The organism is Luteibacter sp. RCC_6_2 (genome assembly GCF_041360655.1).
GTDB lineage: Bacteria > Pseudomonadota > Gammaproteobacteria > Xanthomonadales > Rhodanobacteraceae > Luteibacter.
Genome location: NZ_JBFUPQ010000006.1, coordinates 60290 through 84448, shown reverse-complemented (window position 1 = coordinate 84448; position 24159 = coordinate 60290). Strand labels below are relative to the sequence as shown.

Annotated in this window: 21 protein-coding genes and 1 riboswitch; of the genes, 9 read left to right on the top strand and 12 right to left on the bottom strand. The window is 65.8% G+C overall.

Annotation, left to right across the window (positions count from 1 at the left end; translation table 11 throughout):
* Nucleotides 1-20: 20 nt before the first annotated feature.
* From phoU to rnt, 6 genes are all read right to left on the bottom strand, one after another.
* On the bottom strand, nucleotides 21-737 hold the full coding sequence (gene phoU / locus AB6730_RS08105) for a phosphate signaling complex protein PhoU (protein WP_306850567.1): 717 nt from the start codon (nucleotides 735-737) through the stop codon (nucleotides 21-23).
* A gap of 25 nt (nucleotides 738-762) precedes the next feature.
* Nucleotides 763-1587: a phosphate ABC transporter ATP-binding protein PstB gene (gene pstB / locus AB6730_RS08100; protein ID WP_371023316.1), complete on the bottom strand. Its 825-nt coding sequence runs from the start codon at nucleotides 1585-1587 to the stop codon at nucleotides 763-765.
* 1 nt (nucleotide 1588) lies between these two features.
* Nucleotides 1589-2458 (bottom strand): phosphate ABC transporter permease PstA, encoded by an 870-nt coding sequence (gene pstA / locus AB6730_RS08095; RefSeq protein ID WP_371023141.1) that lies wholly within the window; start codon nucleotides 2456-2458, stop codon nucleotides 1589-1591.
* Nucleotides 2458-3489: a phosphate ABC transporter permease subunit PstC gene (pstC, locus tag AB6730_RS08090; protein WP_371023140.1), complete on the bottom strand. Its 1032-nt coding sequence runs from the start codon at nucleotides 3487-3489 to the stop codon at nucleotides 2458-2460. Before pstC ends, pstA begins: the two co-directional genes overlap by 1 nt.
* Nucleotides 3490-3606: 117 nt before the next feature.
* Nucleotides 3607-4623: a phosphate ABC transporter substrate-binding protein PstS gene (gene pstS / locus AB6730_RS08085; RefSeq protein WP_371023139.1), complete on the bottom strand. Its 1017-nt coding sequence runs from the start codon at nucleotides 4621-4623 to the stop codon at nucleotides 3607-3609.
* Nucleotides 4624-4769: 146 nt separating this feature from the next.
* A complete protein-coding gene (rnt, locus tag AB6730_RS08080; protein ID WP_371023138.1) occupies nucleotides 4770-5429 on the bottom strand; it encodes a ribonuclease T in 660 nt (219 codons plus the stop codon).
* Between the two features lie 224 nt (nucleotides 5430-5653).
* Between rnt and AB6730_RS08075 the strand changes: the two genes are divergently transcribed.
* The 4 genes from AB6730_RS08075 (at nucleotide 5654) to AB6730_RS08060 (ending at nucleotide 10227) form a co-directional block, all read left to right on the top strand.
* Nucleotides 5654-7039 (top strand): carbohydrate porin, encoded by a 1386-nt coding sequence (locus AB6730_RS08075; protein ID WP_371023137.1) that lies wholly within the window; start codon nucleotides 5654-5656, stop codon nucleotides 7037-7039.
* A 476-nt stretch (nucleotides 7040-7515) separates the two neighbouring features.
* Nucleotides 7516-7875, top strand: coding sequence for a hypothetical protein (locus AB6730_RS08070; RefSeq protein WP_371023136.1), 360 nt, complete (start codon nucleotides 7516-7518; stop codon nucleotides 7873-7875).
* A gap of 131 nt (nucleotides 7876-8006) precedes the next feature.
* Nucleotides 8007-8696, top strand: coding sequence for a carbonic anhydrase (locus AB6730_RS08065; RefSeq protein WP_371023135.1), 690 nt, complete (start codon nucleotides 8007-8009; stop codon nucleotides 8694-8696).
* A gap of 13 nt (nucleotides 8697-8709) precedes the next feature.
* On the top strand, nucleotides 8710-10227 hold the full coding sequence (locus AB6730_RS08060) for a SulP family inorganic anion transporter (protein ID WP_371023134.1): 1518 nt from the start codon (nucleotides 8710-8712) through the stop codon (nucleotides 10225-10227).
* A 194-nt stretch (nucleotides 10228-10421) separates the two neighbouring features.
* On the opposite strand, the gene nth is transcribed toward AB6730_RS08060, so the two are convergent.
* The 3 genes from nth to metG are packed head-to-tail and all read right to left on the bottom strand — an operon-like array spanning nucleotide 10422 to nucleotide 13794.
* Nucleotides 10422-11063, bottom strand: coding sequence for an endonuclease III (gene nth / locus AB6730_RS08055; RefSeq protein WP_371023133.1), 642 nt, complete (start codon nucleotides 11061-11063; stop codon nucleotides 10422-10424).
* Nucleotides 11060-11668 carry an electron transport complex subunit RsxB gene (gene rsxB / locus AB6730_RS08050; protein WP_371023132.1) on the bottom strand — a complete coding sequence of 203 codons (609 nt, stop codon included), beginning with the start codon at nucleotides 11666-11668 and terminating at the stop codon, nucleotides 11060-11062. Before rsxB ends, nth begins: the two co-directional genes overlap by 4 nt.
* Before the next feature lie 26 nt (nucleotides 11669-11694).
* Nucleotides 11695-13794, bottom strand: coding sequence for a methionine--tRNA ligase (metG, locus tag AB6730_RS08045; RefSeq protein ID WP_371023131.1), 2100 nt, complete (start codon nucleotides 13792-13794; stop codon nucleotides 11695-11697).
* Between the two features lie 86 nt (nucleotides 13795-13880).
* On the opposite strand from metG, the gene dapB reads away from it, so the two are divergent.
* Together dapB and AB6730_RS08035 are read left to right on the top strand one after the other, a co-directional pair.
* Nucleotides 13881-14678, top strand: a complete 798-nt coding sequence (gene dapB, locus AB6730_RS08040) for a 4-hydroxy-tetrahydrodipicolinate reductase (RefSeq protein WP_371023130.1) — start codon at nucleotides 13881-13883, stop codon at nucleotides 14676-14678.
* A gap of 27 nt (nucleotides 14679-14705) precedes the next feature.
* Nucleotides 14706-14912: riboswitch (yybP-ykoY riboswitch) on the top strand.
* Between the two features lie 12 nt (nucleotides 14913-14924).
* Nucleotides 14925-15932, top strand: a complete 1008-nt coding sequence (locus tag AB6730_RS08035) for a sodium:calcium antiporter (RefSeq protein WP_371023129.1) — start codon at nucleotides 14925-14927, stop codon at nucleotides 15930-15932.
* Nucleotides 15933-16179: 247 nt separating this feature from the next.
* Here AB6730_RS08035 and AB6730_RS08030 read toward each other — a convergent pair whose 3' ends face one another.
* Nucleotides 16180-16863, bottom strand: a complete 684-nt coding sequence (locus AB6730_RS08030; protein WP_371023315.1) for a 2OG-Fe(II) oxygenase — start codon at nucleotides 16861-16863, stop codon at nucleotides 16180-16182.
* A 215-nt stretch (nucleotides 16864-17078) separates the two neighbouring features.
* Between AB6730_RS08030 and carA the strand changes: the two genes are divergently transcribed.
* From carA to greA, 3 genes are read left to right on the top strand one after another with little or no spacing between them, the layout of a single operon-like run.
* Nucleotides 17079-18221: a glutamine-hydrolyzing carbamoyl-phosphate synthase small subunit gene (gene carA / locus AB6730_RS08025; protein ID WP_371023128.1), complete on the top strand. Its 1143-nt coding sequence runs from the start codon at nucleotides 17079-17081 to the stop codon at nucleotides 18219-18221.
* Between the two features lie 51 nt (nucleotides 18222-18272).
* Nucleotides 18273-21500, top strand: a complete 3228-nt coding sequence (gene carB, locus AB6730_RS08020) for a carbamoyl-phosphate synthase large subunit (protein ID WP_371023127.1) — start codon at nucleotides 18273-18275, stop codon at nucleotides 21498-21500.
* Entirely contained in the window at nucleotides 21497-21979 is a 483-nt protein-coding gene (gene greA, locus AB6730_RS08015; RefSeq protein WP_371023126.1) for a transcription elongation factor GreA, read from the top strand. The genes carB and greA overlap by 4 nt, the downstream gene beginning before the upstream one ends.
* Nucleotides 21980-21983: 4 nt before the next feature.
* Here the strand turns inward: greA and AB6730_RS08010 are convergent, their stop codons facing one another.
* Complete coding sequence (locus AB6730_RS08010) at nucleotides 21984-22670, bottom strand: alpha/beta fold hydrolase (RefSeq protein ID WP_371023125.1); 687 nt, start codon at nucleotides 22668-22670, stop codon at nucleotides 21984-21986.
* A gap of 30 nt (nucleotides 22671-22700) precedes the next feature.
* Nucleotides 22701-24098 (bottom strand): GntP family permease, encoded by a 1398-nt coding sequence (locus AB6730_RS08005; protein ID WP_371023124.1) that lies wholly within the window; start codon nucleotides 24096-24098, stop codon nucleotides 22701-22703.
* Between the last annotated feature and the right edge of the window lie 61 nt (nucleotides 24099-24159).

Genomic DNA, 24159 nt, shown 5'->3' with positions numbered 1-24159 from the left:
CCGCTTCAGCGGCGATGCTCTCAGGGCTTATCGAAATCCGGGCTAGCGGTCGTGTCGCGCTTCGTGCGTGGGGCCACCAGCGGTTCGCCGTGGACCACGAACCACACGTTCTCGGCGATGTTCGTCGCATGATCGCCGATGCGCTCGATGTTCTTGGCCATGAACAGCAGGTGCGTGCACGGCGTGATGTTGCGCGGATCTTCCATCATGTAGGTGAGGAGGGCGCGGAACACCACCGTATAGGCCTCGTCGAGGTCCGCATCCGACTTCCACACTTCATAGGCCGCCTCGGCATCCTGCTCGTCATACGCCTTGAGCACGTTGCGCAGCTGGTCGGCGGCGAGTTCGGCGAGGTTGGCCAGGCCGCCGGCGGCGGTGATCGGCGCCACGCGGCTCAGCGGAATGGAACGCTTGGCCACGTTGGCGGCATAGTCGCCGATGCGCTCGATGTCCGCCGCGATGCGAAGGGCGGCGAAGACGTTGCGCAGGTCGCCGGCGATCGGCGCGCGCAGGGCGAGCAGGCGGACCACGTCCTGGCTCACTTCCTGTTCGAGCGCGTCCAGCGCATCGTCGTTGTCGACCACGCGCTGGGCAGCGCGCTCGTCGCGGCGCTCGACCACGTCGATGGCCGCTTCGAGCTGCGCGAGCGCCAGTTCGCCCATCCTGACGATTTCGCCGGTGAGGCGCTTCAGTTCGCTGTCGTAGCTCTTGATGATGTGTTCGTGCGGATTGTTCATCGCGGGACCTCGGAGTAGGGGGCGCTTAGCCGAAACGGCCGGTGATGTAGTCTTCGGTCTGCTTCTTGTCCGGCTTGGTGAAGATCTTCTCCGTCCGGTCGAATTCGATCAGCTCGCCCATGTACATGAAGGCGGTCATGTCCGAGCAGCGCGCCGCCTGCTGCATGTTGTGCGTCACGATGACGATCGTGAAATCCTTCTTGAGCTCTTCGACCAGCTGCTCGATGCGGCTGGTGGCGATCGGGTCGAGTGCCGAGGTCGGCTCGTCGAGCAGCAGCACCTCGGGCTTCAGCGCGATGCCGCGGGCGATGCACAGGCGCTGCTGCTGGCCACCGGAAAGACCGAGCGCGCTCTGCTTGAGCTTGTCCTTCACTTCGTCCCACAGCGCCGCGCCACGCAAGGCCTGCTCCACGCGGCTTTCCATCTCCGAACGCGAGAGCTTTTCATGGTGACGGATGCCATAGGCGACATTCTCGAAGATGGTCATCGGGAACGGCACCGGCTTCTGGAACACCATGCCCACCTTGCTACGCAGGCGGTTGAGCGAATACTTCGGATCGAGGATGTTCTCGCCATCCAGGATGATCTCGCCGCTGGCGCGCAGGTTCGGGTAGATCGCATAGATGCGGTTGAAGATGCGCAGCAGGGTGGACTTGCCGCAACCGGACGGCCCGATGATCGCGGTGACTTTCTTCTCCGGCACGTCCATGGCGATGCTCTTGATCGCGTGGAAGTCGCCGTAATGGAAGTTCACGTCGCGCACGGTCATCTTCGCCGGTACCTGGCCAAGATCGACGCCCGAGGCGTGTGGCGACGTGCCGAAGCCCGGCTGGGAGGCGACTTCGTTCATGTTAGTCATGGGACACCTTGGAGCGCGAGAAGACGAAGCGGGCGACCAGGCTGAGCGCCAGCACGAACATGGTCAACACGAAGGCACCGGCCCAGGCCAGGGTATTGATGTCCGGGCTGGGGTCCTTGGTGTACTCGTAGATGATCTGCGGCAGGCTCGGCATCTTGTCGATCGGGTTGAAGGTCATGAAATTGTTGCCGAAGGCCGTGAACAGCAGCGGTGCGGTCTCGCCGCTGATGCGGGCCAACGCCAGCAACACGCCGGTGACGATACCCGAGCGCGCGGCGCGGATCAGGATCTGCATCGTCAGCTTCCACTGCGGCACGCCGAGCGAGAGCGCGGCCTCGCGCAGCGTGCCGGGCACCAGGCGCAGCATTTCATCGGTGGTACGCACGATGACGGGCAGGGCGATCAGGGCCAGGGCGATACCACCCGCGATACCCGAGAAGGTCACGTCGCCGTTCGTCAGCCACTTCGACGGCAGCACGATCACGGTATAGACGAAGAGGCCCAGCACGATCGACGGCGCGGAAAGCAGGATGTCGTTGAGGAAGCGGATGGTCGGGCCCAGTCGCGAACGCAGCGAGTATTCCGCGAGCCAGGTGCCGGCGGCGACGCCGATCGGCGTGGCGATCAGGATGCCGAGCACGTTGAGGATCAGGCTGCCGACCATGGCATTGGCCAGGCCGCCTTCCTCGCGATAGGCCGTGATCTTCGTGAAGAGTTGCGGCTTCAGGCCGGCGATGCCCTGGCTCAGCGTTTCCCAGAGAATCCAGGCCAGGAACAACAGGCCGATGGCGGTGGCCAGGATGCTGAAGGCCATCGCCGCGATGTTCTTGATGCGGCGCGTCGTGTAGAGCGAGGCGGACATTACCTGCCCTCCTTCGTGGCGAGCCGGCGGAGCATGAGGCGCGCGATGAGCAGCACGATGAAGGTCACCACGAAGAGCAGGAAGGCCAGCGCCATCAGGGCCGACTTCTGCAGGCCCTCGGCTTCGCCGAACTGGTTGGCGATGGTCGAGGCGATGGAGCTGCCGGTCTCGAGGATCGACGGGGTGAACTTGAACGTGTTGCCGAGCACGAAGGCCACGGCCATGGTCTCGCCGAGGGCGCGGCCCAGGCCGAGGAAGATGCCGCCGATCACGGCGGTGCGGGTGTAGGGCACCACGATGTCCCAGACCACTTCCCACGTGCTCGAACCCAGCGCATAGGCCGACTCCTTCAGGCGCGTCGGCACCGTCTGGAACACCTCGCGCATCACCGAGGAGATGAAGGGGATGATCATCACGGCCAGGACCAGGCCCGCGGTGAGCACGCCCGCGCCGAAGAACGGGTATTCGCTGGAGAAGAACTTCGCGATCCAGGGCACGTGCTGGACCAGCCACGAGACCTGGCCGTCCGGCGGATCGGCGCTGAAGTTGTTCATCAGCCAGGGCTTGATGTGCTCGGCGACGAACGGGGCGAAGATGAAGAGGCCCCACATGCCGTAGATGATCGACGGAATGCCGGCCAGCAGTTCGATGGCCGAGCTGACCGGACCGCGCAGCCAGCCGGGCGCGATCTCGGTGAGGAAGAGGGCGATGCCGAAACTCACCGGCACGGCGAATATCAGGGCGATGACCGCGGTGGTGATGGTGCCCATCACCGGCACCAGGGCACCGAACTGGTTATTGCCCGGGTCCCAGGCATCGCTGGTGAGGAAGCCCCAACCGAAGGTGGCGAAGGCGTCCCGGCCGAGCCAGAGAGTGGACAGCGCGGCACCGATCAGGGTGATCAGGACGAGCAGCGCACAGGCCTTGAGCACCCAGCCGAAGAGCCGGTCGTTGCGTGCGTCGGTTGCGTTTCGGCCCGCCTCGATCGCGCGATCGGCGTTCGTGGCGGCGTTGCTGACGGTGGCATGCATGATGGTTCGGGTTCCCGGGCCTATGCAAACGTGTGGGTCGCCGCCCCTGTCGGGACGGCGACCCCCTTGGACGATACTCTGGGCCCGCTATGTGTCAGCCGGACTGTCGAGATCGGGTCAGTTCTTGAACTCCGAAGCCCAGTAGGCTTCGATCTGCTGGACCAGCGGCGCCGGGAGGGCGACGTAGTCGAGCGAGGCGGCCTGCGCCTGGCCCTTTTCCAGCGACCACTTGAAGAAGTCGAAGGCGACCTTGGCGTGCGAAGCGTTCTTGGCCTTCTTGTACATGATCACCCAGGTCGTCGCCGTGATCGGCCACGCCTGCGCGCCCGGGGCGTTGGTCATGATCAGGTTGAAGTCCTTGGCGCTCTTCCAGTCGGCCGTGGCGGCCGCGGCGGCGAAGCTGTCGGCGTTCGGCTGTACCCACTGGCCGGCGGCGTTCTGCATCTGCGCGTAGGAAAGCTTGTTCTTGGTGGCGTAGGCGTATTCGACGTAACCGATCGAGCCCGGGATCTGGCGCACGTACTGCGCGACGCCCTCGTTACCCTTGCCACCCACGCCCGCCGGCCACTCGACGGCCGTACCGAACTTCACTTTCGACGCCCACTCCGGGCTGACCTTGGACAGGTAGTTGGTGAAGTTGAACGAGGTGCCCGAGCCGTCCGAGCGATGCACGACGGTGATCTTGACGTCGGGAATCTTCACGCCCGGGTTCAGCGCGGCGACGGCCGGATCGTTCCAGCGGGCGATCTTGCCCAGGTAGATGTCGGCGAGCAGCTTGCCGTCGATCTTGATCTGGCCCGGGGCGACGCCCTGCAGGTTGACGATGGGCACGATGCCACCGACGACGACCGGGAACTGGCCGAGGCCGAACTTGGTCAGGTCTTCGGCGCTCATCGGGGCGTCGGAGGCGCCGAAATCGATCGTGCCTTCCTTGATCTGGGCGATGCCCGCACCCGAGCCGACCGACTGGTAGTTCAGCTTGTTGCCGGTGTTCTCAGCGTACGTCGCCGACCACTTCGACAGGACCGGGTAGACGAAGCTCGAGCCGGCGCCCGTGATATCGGTAGCCTGGGCGGACATGCCGAAAAGGGAGGCGGCGACGAGCGCTGCAATACGGAGTTTGTGTGTGAACACGGAGCTTTCCTCGGGTGAATGAGTGTCGGGCGAGGCCCGCCCGGGGCTGTATTCCAGCCCTGCCGTGTTGCAATGAGACGTACTGAATGTTTCAGCGATATGACACGCGCCTTTTTGGTGTCATATTCAGGAACTTACGAAACGTCTCAGACGGCGAGCGGAGCCGCCATTTCGCGCTCGGCCAGCTCCAGCCGGCGCCAGCGGTTGACGATTTCGCAGAAAAGCTCCGCCGTGCGCTCGGCGTCGTAGATGGCCGAGTGGGCCTCTCGCGTATCGAACGACAGCCCCGCGGCCAGCACCGCCTTGCTCAGCACCGTCTGCCCGTAGGCGAGGCCACCGAGCGTGGCGGTGTCGAAGCAGCTGAAGGGATGGAACGGATTGCGCTTATGGCCCGTGCGGCGCACGGCCGCGTTGAGGAAGGCCAGGTCGAAGGCGGCGTTATGGCCCACCAGCACCGCCCGCTGGCACTCGGCGGCCTTCACGGCATCGCGAATCGCATTGAACACATGATCGAGTGCCTGGCGCTCGGGCAGGGCACCGCGAAAGGGGTGGTCCGGATCGATTCCCGTGATTTCCAGCGAACGCGGGTCGATGTTGGCGCCGGGGAACGGCTCGACGTTCGCCGAGACCGCCGCCTGGGGCACCAGGAAGCCCGAGGCCTCCATGGCGATGGGCACCACGGCGATCTCCAGCAGGGCGTCACGTTCGGCATCGAAGCCCCCGGTCTCGACATCGACGATGACCGGCAGGAATCCCCTGAACCGCCCGGCCATGCTCGAAGCGGTGCTGTTACTCGTCGTATCCATCCTTAAAGGATATCAGCCCGGGACCCGCACGGGCACGCGCCCTGGCGGACCTGGGCGTTAAGGGAGTGTGCGCGTGTCTCGGATCTGTAACAAAAAAGGCATGGAACGGTAAAGGCGACGGCTCATCCTTCGCGCCGTTGGGCCCTTTTGAGGATTTTCGGACAGAAAAGTCTCAGGAGGGGTCAGGGGTTCCACACACATCCATCCTTAAGCGGAGAAATCCCATGCGTTCCAAGTTGCTCACGGTGGCCATCGCTGCCGGTCTGGGCGTGACCAGCTTCTCGGCCCTTGCCGCGACGCCCAAGTCGCAGCAGCCGGCCCGGGTCACGGTCGACGCCGCCACCCTTCAGCAGCTGCAGGCGCAGCTCGCCGCGCTCCAGGCCAAGGTCTCCGAGCTGGAGAGCAAGCAGGAAGCGCAGGCCGACGCGCAGATCGAAACGGCCAAGGCCGTCAACGACGTGCAGGTCGCTGCCACCAAGCCGACCGAAGACCTTTCCAAGAAGCTCGATGCGCTGAACAAGCTGGTCGACAATACCCACGTCGGCGGCACGATGTTCTTCGACGTGTCGAACATGAGCCACAGCGAAAAGATCGGCACCAACCCGAGCAACCACAAGGACGGCCACGGCGCCACCAATGGCACGGGCTTCGACGTCAAGCGCTTCTACCTGACCGTCGACCACAAGTTCGACGACGTCTGGTCGGCGAACCTGACCACCGACTTCAACTACCAGTCGACGCTGTCGCAGACCAGCCTCTTCGTGAAGAAGGCCTACGTGCAGGGCAAGTTCGACCCGCTCTTCACCGTCCGCTTCGGTGCGGCCGACATGCCGTGGATTCCGTTCGTCGAGAAGTGGTATGGCTACCGCTACGTCGAGAACACGATCACCGACCGTTCGTTCGAGGGTGGTCGTAGCGGTGGCACCGCGACCGCCGGCGGCGTCGGCGCGTTCGGCAACTCGTCCGACTGGGGTGTCCATGCCCTGGGCGCGACCACCGGTGACAACTCGATCAACTACCAGGTGTCGGTCGTCAACGGCCGCGGCTATCGCAACCTGAGCCGTTCGAAGAGCGTCGACGCCGAAGCACGCTTCGGTTATTCGCCGATCGAGCAGATGGTCATCGCCCTGGGCGGTTACTCCGGCAAGCGCGGCAACGACGTCGAGGACGGCGTGCCGACCCGCACCGCCAGCCGTGGCGATGCCATGGTGGCCTGGCGCGACAAGACCTGGGGCGCCGGCGCGGAGTACTTCCACTCCGAGAACTGGGACGACATCCTGAAGTATCAGGGTACCGGTCCGGGCGTCGGGGTTGCGCAGGGCACCGTCAAGGACAAGGCCGACGGTTACTCCGTGTGGGCCGACTGGCACTTCTACGACCAGTTCGCCGTGTTCGCCCGCTACGACCACGTGAGCTACAAGTACACGACGCTGACCGACGTCGAGCGCGAGCTGAAGGACAAGTACTACAACGCCGGTATCTCGTACGACGTGTTGAAGAACCTGAAGCTGGCCCTCGTCTACAAGCACAACCAGCTGGACGGCCCGTTCGCCACCCCGTACCACTACAAGACGAACGAAGTGGGCTTCTGGGGCATGCTGAGCTTCTAAAGAGCATCGGAAAGGAGTTCCACTCAGGGACGAACGAACGGCGGGCGCAAGCCCGCCGTTTTTTGTCGGGAAAAGAAAACCCCTGGCGGGAGCCGAACCCGGTGGGAGCCCACCCTGTCGGCGATGCCCTCGCCCTCGCCCTTGCCCCAGTGGGAGCCGACTTTGTCGGCGATCCCGCGGCAGCGGGCCAGGTTGCCGCAAGCATCCATCGCCGACAAAGTCGGCTCCCACCAGAGCCTCTCCGAGCGACGGTGCGGCTGGCCCCGCGAAGAGCTTTCCTTCCCGGGTTGCGAATCGTCTCAGGAATGTGACAGCCATCCGGACGTCCAAATACATAGCGCCGAATCACTTCGATTGGCGCGAAACCGCCAGAAACCCTTGCTACATCACGTTTTCGAAGCAAAAACGCGGTTCATCCTGAATTTGGTGCGACGCCGCACTTGCATCCGTCACATTCGCTGGGTAGGTTCGGGTGCATGAACCTCCTTCCGACCGCCACCCTGCGCCGCATCGCGAGCACGTTTCTCGTGCTTCTCGCGCTGTTCGTCGTGTGTGCCGGCGTGCAGGCGATGCCGTGCGAACGGCATGCGTCTTCGGTCGTGGAGCAGCAATACGCGTCGCCCTCGGGTGGCGCCATCGACGATGTCGTGGACCTAGCCGACCAGGACCCCGTGCCCTCGATCGAAGATAACGGCGGCGGTCTCGACGACACCTTCGATGTGCCGCCGCAGCACGTGGTGACCGTGCCGCATCTGGTCGAGGCCCGTCCGCAAGGCATCCTGCCTGCGCCTCGCCCGCACCATCCCAGCCTCGATCTGCGCCCTCCCATCGGCTGATCGCGCCGGCGCCGTTCCGCGCGCCAGGCTTTGCTACACCCCCGTAATCCGTTGACCCGTGCGTGCCGGCCAAGCCGGCCGCCAGCGAGCGTGCGCGCTCGCCCCCATTCTCCCCAAAGAGGAACACCGCCATGGAACGTCTCATCCAGGGTTTTCATCACTTTCGCCGCCACATGACCGCCGAACAGCGCGAACTCTTCGCACGACTGGCTTCGGGACAGACACCGCACACGATGTTCATCACCTGCGCCGATTCGCGCGTGATGCCGGAACTGATGTTCGCGGCCCAGCCGGGCGACATCTTCGTCTATCGCAACGTGGGCAACATCGTTCCGCCGTATGCGCAGCACGTCAGCGGCGTGATGGCGGCCATCGAGTACGCCGTCGCGGCGCTCAAGGTGCAGCACATCGTCATCTGCGGACACTCCGACTGCGGCGCGATGAAGGCGCTGCAGAACCCGGCCCTGTTGCAGGGCAAGCCGTCGGTGGAGCAATGGCTCAAGCATGCCGACGTGGCGCGCTACGTGGTAGCCGAGAACCGTCCGACCATCCATGGCGAGGAAGGCCTGCGCTACCTCACCGAGGAAAACGTGGTCGGCCAGCTGGAGCACCTGCGTACGCTACCCGCCGTGGCCGCCGCCATGGCCAACGGAAGCCTGCGCATCCACGGCTGGATCTACGACATCGCCAAGACGGAGATCACCGCCTTCGATCCGGTGGAAGGCCGCTTCCGTCCGCTGCTCGCCGGGGACACCAACGTGCCGGACGCCACGCCGCACGCTCGTTTCTCCACGCCGCCGCCGGTCGCGTCCGCCGCTTAAAGGAACGTTCGCCATGCGTGCTTATTTCTCCCAGGGCCTGTTTGGCCGCGACCTCCTAGGATCGGTGGTCGTTTTTCTTGTCGCATTGCCGCTGTGCATGGGTATCGCGATCGCGTCGGGCATGCCGCCCAGCGCGGGACTCATCACCGGTATCGTCGGCGGTATCGTCGTGGGCGCCATCGCCGGTTCGCCGCTGCAGGTCAGCGGCCCGGCGGCGGGCCTCGCGGTCCTGGTGTTCGAACTGGTGCGCGAGCACGGCGTGGCCGCCCTCGGTCCCGTCGTGCTCCTTGCCGGCCTGATCCAGATCGCCGCCGGCCTTTGCCGGGTGGGCGTCTGGTTTCGCATGACCTCGCCCGCGGTGGTCGCCGGCATGCTTTCGGGCATCGGCATCCTCATCGTCGCTTCGCAGTCGCACGTGCTGCTCGATGCGGTTCCCAAGGCTCGTGGCCTGGAGAACTTCGCCGCGCTGCCGGGTGCCGTCTGGGAATCGGTGACGGGTGCCGGCGAAGGGCAGGCGCCCGCCGCGCTGATGATCGGCCTCGGCACGATCGCGATCATGCTCGCGTGGGAAAAGCTCCGCCCGGCAAGGCTGCGTTTCGTGCCGGGAGCCCTGCTCGCGGTGGTCGCGATGACCGCCGCGGCGCAGCTCGGGGCATTCGACGTGAAGCGCGTGGACGTGCCGTCGAACCTGTTCTCGGCGGTGACCTTGCCGAGCCTGGGCAGCCTGTTCGGTGTGTTCGACGCGACCTTGCTGGTGGCCGCGGCGACCTTCGCCTTCATTGCCAGCGCGGAGACCTTGCTCTCGGCCGCCGCCGTGGATCGCATGCACGATGGTGAACGAACGAACTACGACCGTGAACTGACGGCGCAAGGCGTGGGTAACCTCATTTGCGGTTTCCTCGGCGCGTTGCCGATGACGGGCGTGATCGTGCGAAGCGCGGCCAATGTGCAGGCCGGTTCGGCCACGCGCATGGCGGCGATCATGCATGGCGGCTGGCTGCTGGCCTTCGTGATGCTGTTGCCGTGGCTGATGCGGATGACACCGGTTTCTTGCCTCGCGGGCATCCTGGTGTTCACCGGCGTGAAGATGGTCAACCCGAAGCAGATCAAGAGCCTCGCCGCTTATGGCAAGGGTACGGCCGCGGTCTATGTCGCGACCACGCTGGCCATCGTCGCCACGGACCTGTTGACGGGTGTCATCGTCGGCTTCGGATTGTCGCTGCTGCGTCTGGCGCTGCTCTCGTCCAAGCTGAAGATGGACGTGACGCATCATGACGAGCCGGGCATGGCGACGCTGCACCTGGAAGGATCGGCCACGTTCCTGAAGGTGCCGTCGATGGCGCGTACCCTCGAACGCATCCCACCGAACACGCGGCTGTCGGTGATGATGGACCGTCTGCATCATGTGGACCAGGCGTCGCTGGAACTGCTGCGCGAGTGGGGCAGCAATGCTTCCAAGCGCGGTTGCGAGTTGATCGTCGACTGGCAGGAGCTTGGGCGGCGGGTGGAGGGTTCCAGGCAGGTTGCTTAGCACCTGAATCGCCGAATCGCCGACAAGTCGGCTTCCCACCAGATTATCGCAACCTGGTGGGAAGCCGACTTGTCGGCGATGCCTTGGCTCCGGTGGGAGCCGACCCCGCCGGCGATGCCTTGGCTCTGGTGGGAGCCGACCCCGCCGGCGACGCTTTGGCTTCAGTGTGGGAGCCGACTCCGTCGGCGATGCTCTCAGCCGGGCGCCTTCGTCTTGTGCTTGTAAGCACACAAGTCGACGATCGGACAGACAGGACACTCCGGCTTCCGCGCCTTGCACACGTAGCGCCCGTGCAGGATCAGCCAGTGGTGCGCGTCCTGGAGGAACTCCTTCGGGATCACCTTGACCAGCTTGTCCTCGACCTTGCGCACGTCCGGTCCCGGGGCCAGGCCCGTGCGGTTGGCGACGCGGAAGATATGCGTGTCCACCGCTAGCGTGGGCTCGCCGAACGCGGTGTTGAGCACGACGTTGGCCGTCTTCCGGCCGACGCCCGGCAATTCCTCCAGCGCTTCGCGTGACCGTGGCACCTCGCCCGCATAACGGTCGACGAGGATCTGGCTCATGGCGATGAGGTTCTTCGCCTTGTTGTTGTAGAGGCCGATGGTGCTGATGTAGCCCTTCAGCTTTTCCAGGCCGAGATCGAGGATTTTCTGTGGCGTGTTCGCCACGGGAAACAGTTTGCGCGTGGCCTTGTTGACGCCGACATCGGTCGCTTGCGCGGACAACGCCACGGCGGCCAGCAGTTCGAAAGGCGTGGTGTATTCCAGTTCGGTCTTGGGATGTGGATTCAGCTCGCGCAGGCGGCTGAACATCTCGACCACGTCGGCCTTCTTCACGGATGATCCTTCTTCTTCGCCTTGGCCCGGGCCAGGGCCTCGAGCACCGGGTTTCGCGCCGTGGCCGCGGCGACATCCGCCTTGCTGGCGGCGAGCTTGCGTTCGCGCGCGTCGCGTTCGCGGGCGAGGCGCCGTTCGCGACGCTGGAAGCGTGAGCGCGCCGCGTCGGCATGCGCGCGGTCGTCCGCCTGCGCCAGTGGCATCGGGTCGAGCGTGATGCAGTCCACCGGGCAGGCGGGCACGCAGAGTTCGCAGCCGGTGCAGAGATCGGCGATCACCGTGTGCATCAGCTTCGACGATCCGACGATGGCATCGACAGGGCAGGCCTGGATGCACTTCGTGCAACCGATGCAGTCGGCTTCGACGACGCGTGCCAGCGTGCGCGGCTTCTCCACGCCATGCGTGGGATCGAGTGGGACGATGGGGCGGTCGAGCAGGGCGGCGAGCCGCGCGATGCCGGTGGCCCCACCGGGTGGACAGCGATCGATACCGGCATCACCGGCGGCGATCGCTTCCGCATAGGGGCGACAGCCGTGGAAACCGCATTGCTCGCACTGCGTCTGCGGCAGCAGGTCGTCGATCCGGTCGGCGAGCGTTGGCGTCATGGCTGGCGCGTGCCGATGGATGACCGTCAGCGGACGGTGGCGCCTGGCGCCGCGCCCTGGTCGGCGTCGAGCAGGAACAGGTCCGCACCACCGTCGCCGGCGGAAAGTATCATGCCCTCGGACAGGCCGAAGCGCATCTTGCGCGGCGCGAGGTTGGCGATGAAGACGACGTTGCGGCCGACGAGCTTTTCCGGCTCGGCATAGGCGGCGCGGATGCCGGAGAAGATCTGGCGCTTGCCCAGCGGGCCGGCATCGAGCTCGAAGCGCAACAGCTTGTCCGAGCCTTCGACGAACTCGCAGGCCAGCACCTTGCCGACGCGCAGGTCGAGCTTGGCGAAGTCGTCGATGGAAATGGTGGCGGTCTCGGTGGCGGCGTCGGTCATCGGTTTCGGTGCTTCCGTGGTTTTCTTGGCGGGCTTGGCGACCGCGGTGGCGGCCTTGGCCTGTTCCGCGGGCGAGAAGGATTCTTTCGAGGCCTCGATCATCGCTTCGATCTTCTTCGGGTCGAGGCGGCCGAACAGCGGCGAGAAGGCGTTGACGGTATGGCCGTGCAACTCGCGACGGGCATCGTCGAAGTTCGCGATGGGTGCGCCGAGGAAGGTTTCCGCCGCGGCGACGGTGATCGGCAGGATCGGCTTGAGCAGGCCGGACAGCAGGCGGAACGCGTTGATGGCGAACGAGCAGACCTGTTGCAGCTCGTCACGTCGCGATTCGTCGCGGGCGATGACCCAGGGTGCCTTGGCGGCGATGTAGCCGTTCACGGCATCGGCCATGGCCACGAAGCGGCGCGACACCTCGGCGAATTCGTCCGCCTCGTACACGGCTTCGATGCCCTCGTACTGCGCGAGCAGGTCGCGCCACAGCAGCGTGGCCTCGTCGTCGAAGCGGTCGGCGAGCGTGCCGGCGAAGTGGGTATGCAGGAATCCGGCCGTGCGGCTGGCGATGTTCGCCCACTTGCCCACGAGGTGCGAGTTGACCCGGTCCTCGAACGATTTCAGGTCGAGGTCGACGTCCACCGGCTGCGGGCCGAGCATCGTCGCGAAGTAGTAACGCAGCGCCTCGGGATCGAGGCCCGCGTCGAGGTAGGTGCGCGCCTGGATGAAGGTGCCGCGCGACTTGGACATCTTCGCGCCGTTCACCGTCAGGTACCCGTTCACGTGCAACGCCGTGGGTGTGCGCATGCCGGCGCCGTGCAACATCGCCGGCCAGAACAGGCCGTGGAAGTTGATGATGTCCTTGCCCAGGAAGTGGTGCATCTCGGCGGTGCTGCCGGCGCCGAGGAAATCGTCGAAGCGCAGGCCCGTCCGCTCGCAAAGCGCCTTGAACGAGGCGAGATAGCCGACCGGGGCGTCGAGCCAGACATAGAAGAACTTGCCCGGGGCGTCGGGAATCGGGAAGCCGAAATAGGGCGCGTCGCGCGAGATGTCCCAATCGCGCAATCCACCGTCGAGCCATTCGGCGAGCTTCGCCGTCACGCCACTGTTCGCCACCGGCTTGCCACCGGTGAACTTGCCGTCGAACCAGTCGCGCAGCAGGGTCTCGAACTTGCCCAGCTCGAAGAAGAAGTGCTCGGAATCGCGCAGGATCGGCGTCGCGCCAGACATCACGGAATAGGGCGAGATCAGGTCCGTGGGCGCGTACGTGGCGCCGCAGTTCTCGCAGTTGTCGCCGTACTGGTCGGGCGTGCCGCAGTTGGGGCAGGTGCCCTTGATGTAGCGATCCGGCAGGAACATGTCGCGCTCGGGGTCGTACAACTGCTGGATGTCGCGGCGGGCGATGTAGCCGCCGTCGCGCAGGCGCGTGTAGATGGCCGTCGCGAGATCCTGGTTCTCCGGCGAATGCGTGGTGTGGTACTGGTCGTAGCTGAAGTGGAAGTCGGTGAAGTCGGCTTCATGCCCGGCGCGGATGCCCGCGATGTAATCCTCGGGCGACTTCCCGACCTTCTCCGCCGCGAGCATGATCGGCGTGCCGTGGGCGTCCTCGCCGGCGACGTACCAGACCTCGTTACCCTGCATTCGCTGCGCGCGCGCCCAGATGTCGGCCTGGATATAGCCGAGCATGTGGCCAAGGTGAAGCGGGCCATTGGCATAGGGAAGCGCGTTGGTGACGAGGATGCGACGGGCCATGGGGATCGGGTCGGCTGCGGGACCCGGGATTATGGCATGTGCGCTGCTGCTACGATTCGTCCTCCTTCCCCGCCAAGGCCGCCTGCATGACCCGACCCGTCCGTCTCGCCATCAGCGGCGCATCCGGCCGCATGGGTCTCGCGCTGCTCGGGCTCGTGCGTGACGATGAACGGTTCGAGCTCGCCCGGGCCATCGTCTCGGTCGGCTCGCCGCGACTCGGCAAGGCCGTCCATGGCGATCTCTCCGCATTGCGCTTCACCGACTGGACCGACGCCGCCGGTGTCGATGTCGTCGTCGATTTCAGCGGACCGGAAGGCCTCGCGGCCGCGCTCGATCACTGCGAGGAAAGCGGCGCGGCGCTGGTCACCGGCACGACCGGGCTTTCCGACGCGCTGGAAGATCGCCTGACGAAGGCGGCCGAGCGCATCGCCGTCCTTCGCGCCGCCAATTTCAGCCTCGGCGTGGCCGTGCTCACACGCCTGCTGCGTGAAGCCGCGGCGGCCTTGCCCGGCTGGGACCTCGACATCGTCGAAGCCCACCACAATCGCAAGGAAGACGCCCCGTCCGGCACCGCGCTGGCGCTCGGCCATGCCGCAGCCGCGGGGCGGGGCGCCACCCTCGACGAGCTGGCCGTCTATTCGCGCGAAGGCCGTCCGGGGGCGCGCAAGGCCGGCACGATCGGCTTCGCCGTCGTGCGCGGTGGCGACATCGTCGGCGAGCACCAGGCTTTGCTGATGGGGCAGGGCGAGCGCATCGAACTCGGCCACCGCGCGACCGACCGTTCGATCTTCGCGCGCGGAGCCCTGGAGGCCGCCGCGTGGATCGCCGGCCGGGCCCCCGGCGCCTGGTCGATCGAGGACGTGATCGCCTCCAAACGGGGTTGAGATTCTCGAAGCCGTGTTAACATCCGCGCCGATGTCATTGGGGAGTAGCCATCCTCGTTCCCCCTGAGGAGTTCGCGTCAACAGACTTGGCGGTCCTTGTGACCCCATGGCGCGAACGGTAGCGACGCATGGAGAGTGCGCCGCCCGCCCGGCGAGACCTTTGGCCATCGACATGCTCACCCGGCCGGGCGAGCGGTGTCGTTGCGCCATCGGTTTTCTCGCGCTCGCCCGGCCTATAAGCGAAACATGCTGCTGACGTGCTTCCTGTTCCTGGTGTCCGCCGGGGCCATCTATTTCGCCTGCGAGTACTTCGTCAACGGCGTCGAATGGTTCGGGCGCAAGCTCAACCTCGGCTCGACCACGACCGGTACCGTGCTGGCCGCCTTCGGTACCGCCTTGCCGGAAAGTGCCGTGACCTTCGTCGCCGTGGTTTTCGGCAAGACGCCGGCGGCGCGTGACATCGGCGTCGGAGCGGCGCTCGGTGGTCCCCTGGTGTTGGCGACCATCGCGTATGCGGTGGTCGGATTCGCTTTATATGCAGGGCGTAAACGCCTGAAAAGGCCGGATACGCGGGTCAGGGTGGATAACCGGCGGCTGGCGCGCGACCAGTCGTGGTTCCTCGCGATCTTCGTCGTCAAGGTGGGCCTGGGCCTCGTCGCCTTCAGCTGGAAGCCGTGGCTGGGCGTGCTGTTCCTGCTGTCGTACGCGTTCTACGTGTGGCGCGAAATGCGCGACGACACCAGCGGACCGGACGACGAGGTGCTGGAACCGCTGACGTTCCGGCCACACGAGGCGAACCCCGGCATGAGTTGGGTGATGTTGCAGACAGGGCTGGCACTGGTGGTGATCGCCATCGCCTCGCGCACCTTCGTCTGGCAGCTGGAAGCGCTGGGCGAATTCTTCCATCTGTCGCCGCATCTGGTCGCGCTGGTATTGAGTCCGGTCGCGACCGAGTTGCCCGAGACGGTGAATGCGCTGATCTGGGTGCGCCAGGGCAAGGAACGGCTGGCGCTGGCGAACATTTCCGGGGCGATGATGATCCAGGCGACGATTCCCAGTTCACTGGCGCTGTTCGCCACGCCCTGGTTGTTCGACACGCCGCTGATCGTGGCGGGCGCGATCACGGCCGTGGCGGTGGTGGCCCTGTGGGCGATGTTCCGCCGGGGGGCGGTGGAAGCGCGCTGGTTGATGCCGATCGGGGCGCTTTACGGGGTGTTCGCGCTGTTCGTGGGGTGGTATTTCGGGGTGCGCTGAGGGGGCCGGATCGCCGACGAAGTCGGCTCCCACAAGGGGGCCGATCGTTGGCAGGGTCCGGCTCCACTGGGGCCTGAATCGCCGACAGGGTCGGCTCCCACCAGTCGCCGATAAGCTGGTGGGAGCCGGCCGTTGTGGGAGCCGGCTGTGCCGGCGATCCCGCGGCAGCGGGCAATGTATCCGCGAGGCCTGTCGCCGCTGAAGCGGCTCCCACAGGGGGCAACCGACCTGTCGTTGAGGGGGCGCCTCAGTCCGGATGCGACGCGTTGCGGTCGCGGTCGGCGCCCATCTTGCGGTCGAGCTTGCCGAAGATCTTCTTGAAGGCCCGAGAGAACTTGCCCCGCTTGGTCTTGCGGGTCTTTTCCTCTTCCGAGGTGAGCCACGCCACCTGGATCACCCGGCGCTCGCCCTCGTAGGGCAGGTGGCCGTGGAAGGAGTTCTCGGCCCGGCGGAACACGGCGAACTCCCCGTACAGCGGCTTCAACTCCGGCGCAACCATGTCGTCTATGTTGTTGATCGAGCGAAGAAAGCGTAGGCAGCCGTCGCTGGTATCGGGCCACATCGGATTGAGATAGATCAGCGCCGTGGCGATCTTCGACTTGCTGTCGGTGTGGATCGTGCCGTGGCGGCGGTTGAGCAGGCGGCAGAGGGTAACCAGGGTGGGGTAGTTCTCCAGGCCTTCGATGCCCAGATGGCGGCCGATGGCCGCGGAAAACGCCCGCGAGGTCATCTGTTCCACCAGCTCGTTCACCGACGGACCGCAGTCGCTGGCGTCGTAGGGGAAGAACCCGGCGCTGCTGTACTGCGGGAAGTCGCGCTCCAGGTCGTTGCGCGCGTCGTCCGGGAGTTGTCCGTGGGCGATCATGAACGAGAACGGCTCGTGCCTGATGTCGGTGTCGGGACGTTCCAGGCGGGCGGGGTCGAGCAGCATGCGGCGGGTCTCGGGTAGGTACCTCACGGGCATTGTATCGTGTCGGACCGCCGTCCCTGCGATATTCGGCCACGTGCGCGTTCATCGTTTGCCGGTGGACAGAATGGGCTTTCACACCTATCATTCTTACCCGCCCTACGATTCCTTATCCCCAAGGCCCACGAGCCGCTTTTTGCTGGCTTGCGGGCTTTGCTGCACCTGAAGGCGGCCATCCCATGCGTACTCCTGCTCTGCTTGCTCTCGAAGACGGCAGCGTTTTTCACGGCCACGCGGTCGGTGCCCGCGGTGAGACGGTTGGCGAGGTGGTGTTCAACACCGCCATGACCGGTTACCAGGAAATCCTGACCGACCCGTCGTACTCCCGCCAGATCGTCACGCTCACCTATCCCCATATCGGCAATACCGGCACGAACGACGTCGACGTCGAGGCCGACCGCGTCCACGCGGCCGGCATGATCGTGCGCGACGTGCCGCGCCTGGCCAGCAACTGGCGCAGCACCGAACCGCTGCCGCACTACCTCGCCCGCCACGGCGTGGTGGCCATCGCGGGCATCGACACCCGCCGGCTCACCCGCATCCTTCGCGAGAAGGGCGCGCTCAACGGCTGCATCGTCGCCGGCGAAGGCATCGACGCGGACGCGGCGGTCGCCAAGGCCAAGGCCTTCCCGGGCCTCAACGGCATGGACCTGGCCAAGGTGGTCAGCACCACCAAGACCTACCAGTGGAGCGAGGGCGTCTACGACCTCGACAAGCAGGCCTTCTACAACGCGCCGAAGAAGTACCGCGTGGTCGCCTTCGACTACGGCGTGAAGCAGAACATCCTGCGCCTGCTCGCCGGCCGCGGCTGCGACATCACCGTGGTTCCCGCGCAGACGCCGGCCTCGGACGTGCTGGCGATGAATCCCGACGGCATCTTCCTCGCCAACGGCCCGGGCGATCCGGCCGCGTGCGACTACGCCATCGCCGCCACGCGTGAAATCCTCGAAACGAAGATCCCCCTGTTCGGCATCTGCCTGGGCCACCAGATCCTGGCGCTCGCCATCGGTGCGAAAACCTCGAAGATGAAGTTCGGCCACCACGGCGCGAACCACCCGGTGAAGGACCACGATTCGGGCCGCGTGCTGATCAGCTCGCAGAACCATGGCTTCGCGGTGGACCCGGAAACCCTGCCGGCCAACGTGCGCATCACCCATACCTCGCTGTTCGACGGCTCCTTGCAGGGCTTCGCCCTGACGGACCGCCCGGCCTTCTGCTTCCAGGGCCACCCGGAAGCCAGCCCGGGCCCGGAGGACGTCGGCTACCTGTTCGACCAGTTCATCGCCTCGATGGAGCAGGGCAAGGCGAAGAAGGCGTCCTGACGCCGTACCGCCGCCCGCTAGACCATCAGCCTTCGATTCGCGAGAGAAACCATGCCCAAGCGTTCAGACATCAAGACCATCCTCGTCATCGGCGCCGGCCCGATCGTCATCGGCCAGGCCTGCGAGTTCGACTACTCCGGCGCGCAGGCTTGCAAGGCGCTGAAGGAAGAGGGTTATCGCGTCGTCCTGGTCAATTCGAACCCGGCGACGATCATGACCGATCCGGAGACGGCCCACGCCGTCTACATCGAGCCGATCAACTGGCAGACCGTCGAGCGCATCATCGCCAAGGAGCGCCCGGACGCCGTGCTGCCCACGATGGGTGGCCAGACCGGCCTCAACTGCGCGCTCGACCTCGCCGACAATGGCGTGCTCGAAAAGTACAACGTCGAGCTGATCGGCGCCTCGCGCGACGCCATCCGCATGGCGGAAGACCGCGACCTGTTCCGCAAGGCCATGGCCGAGATCGGCCTGGAGTGCCCGAAGGCGGAAGTCGCACGCTCGATGGAACAGGCGCTGGAAATCCAGACCACCGTCGGCTTCCCGACCATCATCCGCCCGAGCTTCACCCTCGGCGGTTCGGGCGGCGGCATCGCCTATAACAAGGAAGAATTCGTCGAGATCGTCGGCCGTGGCCTCGAACTCTCGCCCGTGCACGAGGTGCTGGTCGAGGAATCGGTGCTGGGCTGGAAGGAATTCGAGATGGAAGTGGTCCGCGACAAGGCGGACAACTGCATCATCGTCTGCTCGATCGAGAACTTCGATCCGATGGGCGTGCACACGGGCGACTCGATCACGGTCGCGCCGGCGCAGACGCTCACCGACAAGGAATACCAGCGCCTGCGCAACGCCTCCATCGCGGTGCTGCGCAAGATCGGCGTGGACACCGGTGGCTCCAACGTGCAGTTCGGCATCAATGCCGAAGATGGCCGTGTCGTGGTCATCGAGATGAACCCGCGCGTGTCGCGTTCCTCGGCGCTGGCCTCCAAGGCCACCGGTTTCCCGATCGCCAAGGTCGCCGCCAAGCTCGCCGTCGGCTACACGCTCGACGAACTCAAGAACGACATCACCGGCGGTCTCACCCCGGCCTCGTTCGAGCCGTCGATCGATTACGTCGTCACCAAGATCCCGCGCTTCGCCTTCGAGAAGTTCCCGGCCGCCGATGCGCGCCTCACCACCCAGATGAAGTCGGTGGGTGAGGTGATGGCGATGGGCCGCACCTTCCACGAGTCGATGCAAAAAGCCCTGCGTGGCCTGGAAATCGGCAAGACCGGCCTCAACCCGACGGGCCTGGACATCGGCAGCGAGGAAGGCTTTCAGATCCTCAAGCGCGAACTGCGCGAGCCGCGTCCGGATCGCGTCTTCCACGTGGCCGACGCCTTCCGTGCGGGCCTCTCGCTGGAAGAGGTGCACAACCTCACGCGCATCGATCCCTGGTTCCTCGCCGCGTTCGAGGACATCGTGATGACCGAGGGCGAGGTGCAGCGCCAGGGCCTTACCGCGCTCGACGAGCCGCGCATGCGCGAACTCAAGCGCATGGGCTTCTCCGACGCGCGCCTGGCCGAACTGGTCGGCACCGACGAGGCCGCCGTGCGCCACGTGCGCCGTACGCTGGGCGTGCGCCCGGTGTACAAGCGCGTCGACTCTTGCGCCGCCGAGTTCGCCACCACCACCGCGTACATGTATTCCACGTACGAGGAAGAATGCGAGGCGAACCCGACCGACCGGGACAAGATCATCGTCCTCGGCGGCGGCCCGAACCGCATCGGCCAGGGCATCGAGTTCGACTACTGCTGCGTGCACGCGGCCATCGCGCTGCGCGAGGACGGGTTCGAGACCATCATGGTCAACTGCAACCCGGAGACCGTTTCCACCGATTACGACACATCCGACCGCCTGTACTTCGAACCGCTGACGCTGGAAGACGTGCTGGAAATCGTCGACCTCGAAAAGCCCAAGGGCGTGATCGTGCAGTACGGCGGCCAGACCCCGCTGAAGCTCGCGCGCGCGCTCGAAGCCGCGGGCGTGCCCGTGATCGGTACTTCCGCCGAGTCGATCGACCTGGCCGAAGACCGCGAGCGTTTCCAGAAGCTGATCACCAAGCTCGACCTCAAGCAGCCGCCGAACCGCACCGCGCGCAACGCCGACGAGGCGCTGGCCCTGGCCCGCGAGATCGGCTATCCGCTGGTCGTGCGCCCGAGCTACGTGCTCGGTGGCCGCGCCATGGAAATCGTCTACGCCGACGCCGACCTGTCGCGCTACATCCGCGACGCCGTGCAGGTGTCCAACGATTCGCCGGTGCTGCTCGACCGCTTCCTCGACCACGCGGTGGAAGTGGACGTGGACATCGTCGCCGACGCCGAGGGCAACGTGCTGATCGGCGGCATCATGGAACACATCGAGGAAGCCGGCGTGCACTCGGGCGATTCCTCGTGCTCGCTGCCGCCGTATTCGCTCTCGCAGGAAGTGCAGGACGAGATGCGCCGCCAGGTCACCGAACTGGCCCGTGAACTGAAGGTCATCGGCCTGATGAACACGCAGTTCGCCATCCAGGGCGACGACGTCTTCATCCTGGAAGTGAACCCGCGTGCCTCGCGCACGGTGCCGTTCGTGTGCAAGGCCACGGGCATGTCGCTGGCGAAGATCGCCGCGCGCGCCATGGCCGGCCGCACGCTCGCCGACCAGGGCGCGACGAAGGAGATCATCCCGTCGTACTACTCGGTGAAGGAAGCGATCTTCCCGTTCCTGAAGTTCCAGAACGTCGATCCGATCCTCGGCCCCGAGATGCGTTCCACGGGCGAGGTGATGGGCGTGGGCCGCAGCTTCGGCGCCGCCTTCGCACGCGGCCACGAGGCCGCCGGCATCAAGGCGCCGCCGAAGGGCAAGGTCTTCATGTCGGTGCGTGACGCCGACAAGGACCGCCTGCTGCCGATCGCGCAGGACGTCGCCGCGCGCGGCTACGTCATCGTCGCCACGACGGGTACGGCCGCGTTCCTGGAGCACAACGGCGTGAAGTGCGAGCGCATCAACAAGGTGCTCGAGGGCCGGCCGCACATCGTCGACCTGATCAAGAACGGCGAGGTCGTCTATATCGTCAACACGACGGAAGGCAAGCAGGCCATCTCCGATTCGTTCTCGATCCGTCGCGAGGCGTTGCAGCAGCGCGTCACCTATTCCACGACCGTCGCAGGCGCGCGTGCCCTCGTGCACTCGCTCGACTTCCACGCCAATGGCGAAGTGAACAGCCTGCAGGACCTGCACAAGGAGTTGAACGCATGAGCGCCAGCCGTCCTCCCCTGACCCAGAAGGGCGCCGATCGCCTGCGCGACGAGCTCGAATACCTCAAGCGCGTGAAGCGGCCGGAAATCGTCGCGGCCGTCGCCGAGGCGCGTGCGCACGGCGACCTGAAGGAAAACGCCGAGTATCACGCCGCGCGCGAGATGCATGGCTTCAACGAAGGCCGCATCGCCGAACTGGAAGCCGCGCTGTCCAACTCCGAGGTGATCGATACCGAGCGCCTCGGCGTCGGCAAGCGCATCGTCTTCGGCGCGATCGTCGACCTCGTCGACGTCGACACGGACGCCGAGGTCACCTACCAGATCGTGGGTGACCTCGAGGCCGACATCAAGCAGAACCTCATCGCGGTGTCGTCGCCTATCGCGCGCGCCCTGATCGGAAAGAGCGAAGGCGACGAGTTCGATTTCACCGCGCCCAACGGCGTGAAGACCTTCGAGATCAAGGCCGTCCGCTACAGTTGATGGCTCAGAGCAGATCGGCCTGCTGCGTGGCGGTATACCAGAGCAGGCCGTAATGCCCATAGGGGAACGTGTAGCTCGCCGTTTCCCCCTGGATCTGCGACGTGTGCACGCCATAGACCAGGCACACGCCGCCGTAGCAGTTGATCTCGTCGGCGTACGACTTGAACGAATACATCTTCGCGCCGAAGCGGTGTCCCGCGATGCCGTTGAGGAAGGGGCTGCCGATCGACAGGCCCCAGGCCCCGCAGGTCGTCGTGGCGACGTTGAAGGGGTACATGCCGCACGAGTAGAGGCCGCGGAAAGCGCCCGCGATACCGATGAAGGTGTTGACCGAACCAGAGGCACCGATGCGGTCGATCACGCGGGCGGCGAGGGTGGCGCCCATCGAATGGCCGATGACGTCGATCTTGCCCGTGCAGGAGGACGCCAGCGCATCGACGATGGCGTTCTCCACCGGTGCTTCCTCGCTGCCGTTATGGTCGTTGCAGGCGGCGCAGAACGCGTTGCCCCAGCTTGGCGCGATGATCTGCGATTCCGTGTAGCCACGCTGGCGCAGCAGGTCGTGGGTGGCCTGGAAGTCGGACGGGCTGCCGGTGTTGCCGTGCACGAGCACGACGGAATCGACACAGGCCGCATGGGTGGAACCGCAGGCGAACAACAGCAGGGCGAACAGCGACATGGTGAAACGCATGGCTTTGCCTCCGTGGTGTGATGCGCGCGGTCAGACCACCCCGAGCGCGTAGTAGGCGACGATCGCCACGAAGACCGCGAGGGTCTTGATGACGGTGATCGCGAAGATGTCGCGGTACGACTGGCGATGGGTGAGGCCGGTCACGGCCAGCAAGGTGATCACGGCGCCGTTGTGCGGCAGCGTGTCCATGCCGCCGGATGCCATCGCGGCGATGCGGTGGAGCACGTCCATCGGGATGCCGGCCGCGTGCGCATTCTCGATGAAAGACTGGCTCATCGCGCCCAGCGCGATGCTCAGTCCGCCCGACGCCGATCCCGTGATGCCGGCGAGCGCGGTCACGGAGACGGCTTCGTTGACCAGTGGGTTGGGTATCGAATGCAGGGCATCCGCGACCGTGCGGAAGCCGGGCAGGGCGGCGATCACGGCGCCGAAGCCGTACTCGGATGCCGTGTTCATCGAGGCGAGCAACGCACCGCCCACGGCGGCCTTGCTGCCTTCGGCGAAGCGCGTGGCGACGGGACGCCAGGCGAAGGCCAGTACGCAGGCGACGCCGAGCAGCAGCGCACCCTCGACGGCCCATATCGCGGCCACCTTGGAAACCTCCTGCACGACCGGCGGTGCGCTGCCGACGACGGTGGGCACGAAGGACTGCGTGCTGCCGTAGACGCGCGGTATCGCCATGGTGAGCAGCTTGTTCGCGACACCTACGACGACCAGGGGCAGGAGCGCGACGAGGGGGTGCGGCAGGTTTTCGCCGGTGAACGCGACAGGTTCGTTGGCCAGATCGTCGCCATAGCCTTCCCCGGCGACAGCCGCCGCGCGCCGCCGACGCTCCAGGTAGAACAGGCCGGCGGCGAGGATGAAGACCGAACCCAGCGTACCGAGCCACGGTGCGGCCCAGGTGTCCGTGCCGAAGAACGCGGTGGGGATGATGTTCTGGATCTGCGGCGTGCCCGGCAACGAATCCATGGTGAAGGTGAAGGCGCCCAGCGCGATCGTTCCGGGGATCAGCCGCTTCGGTATCCGCGCCTGGCGGAACAGTTCCGCGGCGAACGGATAGACCGCGAAGACGACGACGAAGAGCGACACGCCGCCGTAGGTGAGCAAGGCACAGACCAGCACGATCGAAAGGATGGCGCGCTTCTCGCCGAGCAGTCCGATGGTGCCGGCGACGATGGAGCGCGAAAAACCCGAGAGTTCGATCAGCTTGCCGAACACGGCGCCGAGCATGAATACGGGAAAGTACAGCTTGAGGAAGCCGACCATCTTGTCCATGAACAGGCCGGTGAACATCGGCGCGACGAGGCCGGGGTCGGTCAGCAAGACCGCGCCCAGCGCCGCCACCGGCGCGAACAGGATGACGCTGTAGCCGCGATAGGCGACCAGCATCAGGAAGGCCAGCGCGGCCAGCACGATCAGCAATGCCATCGAAACATCCGTCCCCAGGGTCGGTCTTTGCGTCCGTCGGACGGCGAGTATCCGCAGGCAC

Excerpts from the sequence above, each read along its gene's own strand:
- AB6730_RS08065 (WP_371023135.1), top strand. The coding sequence starts at position 8,007 with ATGGAACGTCTCATCCAGGGTTTTCATCACTTTCGCCGCCACATGACC.
- AB6730_RS08005 (WP_371023124.1), bottom strand. The coding sequence starts at position 24,098 with ATGGCATTGCTGATCGTGCTGGCCGCGCTGGCCTTCCTGATGCTGGTC.
- pstA (WP_371023141.1), bottom strand. The coding sequence starts at position 2,458 with ATGTCCGCCTCGCTCTACACGACGCGCCGCATCAAGAACATCGCGGCG.
- AB6730_RS08070 (WP_371023136.1), top strand. The coding sequence starts at position 7,516 with ATGAACCTCCTTCCGACCGCCACCCTGCGCCGCATCGCGAGCACGTTT.
- pstB (WP_371023316.1), bottom strand. The coding sequence starts at position 1,587 with ATGAACGAAGTCGCCTCCCAGCCGGGCTTCGGCACGTCGCCACACGCC.
- AB6730_RS08075 (WP_371023137.1), top strand. The coding sequence starts at position 5,654 with ATGCGTTCCAAGTTGCTCACGGTGGCCATCGCTGCCGGTCTGGGCGTG.
- pstC (WP_371023140.1), bottom strand. The coding sequence starts at position 3,489 with ATGCATGCCACCGTCAGCAACGCCGCCACGAACGCCGATCGCGCGATC.
- AB6730_RS08035 (WP_371023129.1), top strand. The coding sequence starts at position 14,925 with ATGCTGCTGACGTGCTTCCTGTTCCTGGTGTCCGCCGGGGCCATCTAT.
- rsxB (WP_371023132.1), bottom strand. The coding sequence starts at position 11,668 with ATGACGCCAACGCTCGCCGACCGGATCGACGACCTGCTGCCGCAGACG.
- carB (WP_371023127.1), top strand. The coding sequence starts at position 18,273 with ATGCCCAAGCGTTCAGACATCAAGACCATCCTCGTCATCGGCGCCGGC.
- AB6730_RS08010 (WP_371023125.1), bottom strand. The coding sequence starts at position 22,670 with ATGCGTTTCACCATGTCGCTGTTCGCCCTGCTGTTGTTCGCCTGCGGT.
- carA (WP_371023128.1), top strand. The coding sequence starts at position 17,079 with ATGCGTACTCCTGCTCTGCTTGCTCTCGAAGACGGCAGCGTTTTTCAC.
- rnt (WP_371023138.1), bottom strand. The coding sequence starts at position 5,429 with ATGGATACGACGAGTAACAGCACCGCTTCGAGCATGGCCGGGCGGTTC.
- dapB (WP_371023130.1), top strand. The coding sequence starts at position 13,881 with ATGACCCGACCCGTCCGTCTCGCCATCAGCGGCGCATCCGGCCGCATG.
- AB6730_RS08030 (WP_371023315.1), bottom strand. The coding sequence starts at position 16,863 with ATGCTGCTCGACCCCGCCCGCCTGGAACGTCCCGACACCGACATCAGG.
- AB6730_RS08060 (WP_371023134.1), top strand. The coding sequence starts at position 8,710 with ATGCGTGCTTATTTCTCCCAGGGCCTGTTTGGCCGCGACCTCCTAGGA.
- phoU (WP_306850567.1), bottom strand. The coding sequence starts at position 737 with ATGAACAATCCGCACGAACACATCATCAAGAGCTACGACAGCGAACTG.
- metG (WP_371023131.1), bottom strand. The coding sequence starts at position 13,794 with ATGGCCCGTCGCATCCTCGTCACCAACGCGCTTCCCTATGCCAATGGC.
- greA (WP_371023126.1), top strand. The coding sequence starts at position 21,497 with ATGAGCGCCAGCCGTCCTCCCCTGACCCAGAAGGGCGCCGATCGCCTG.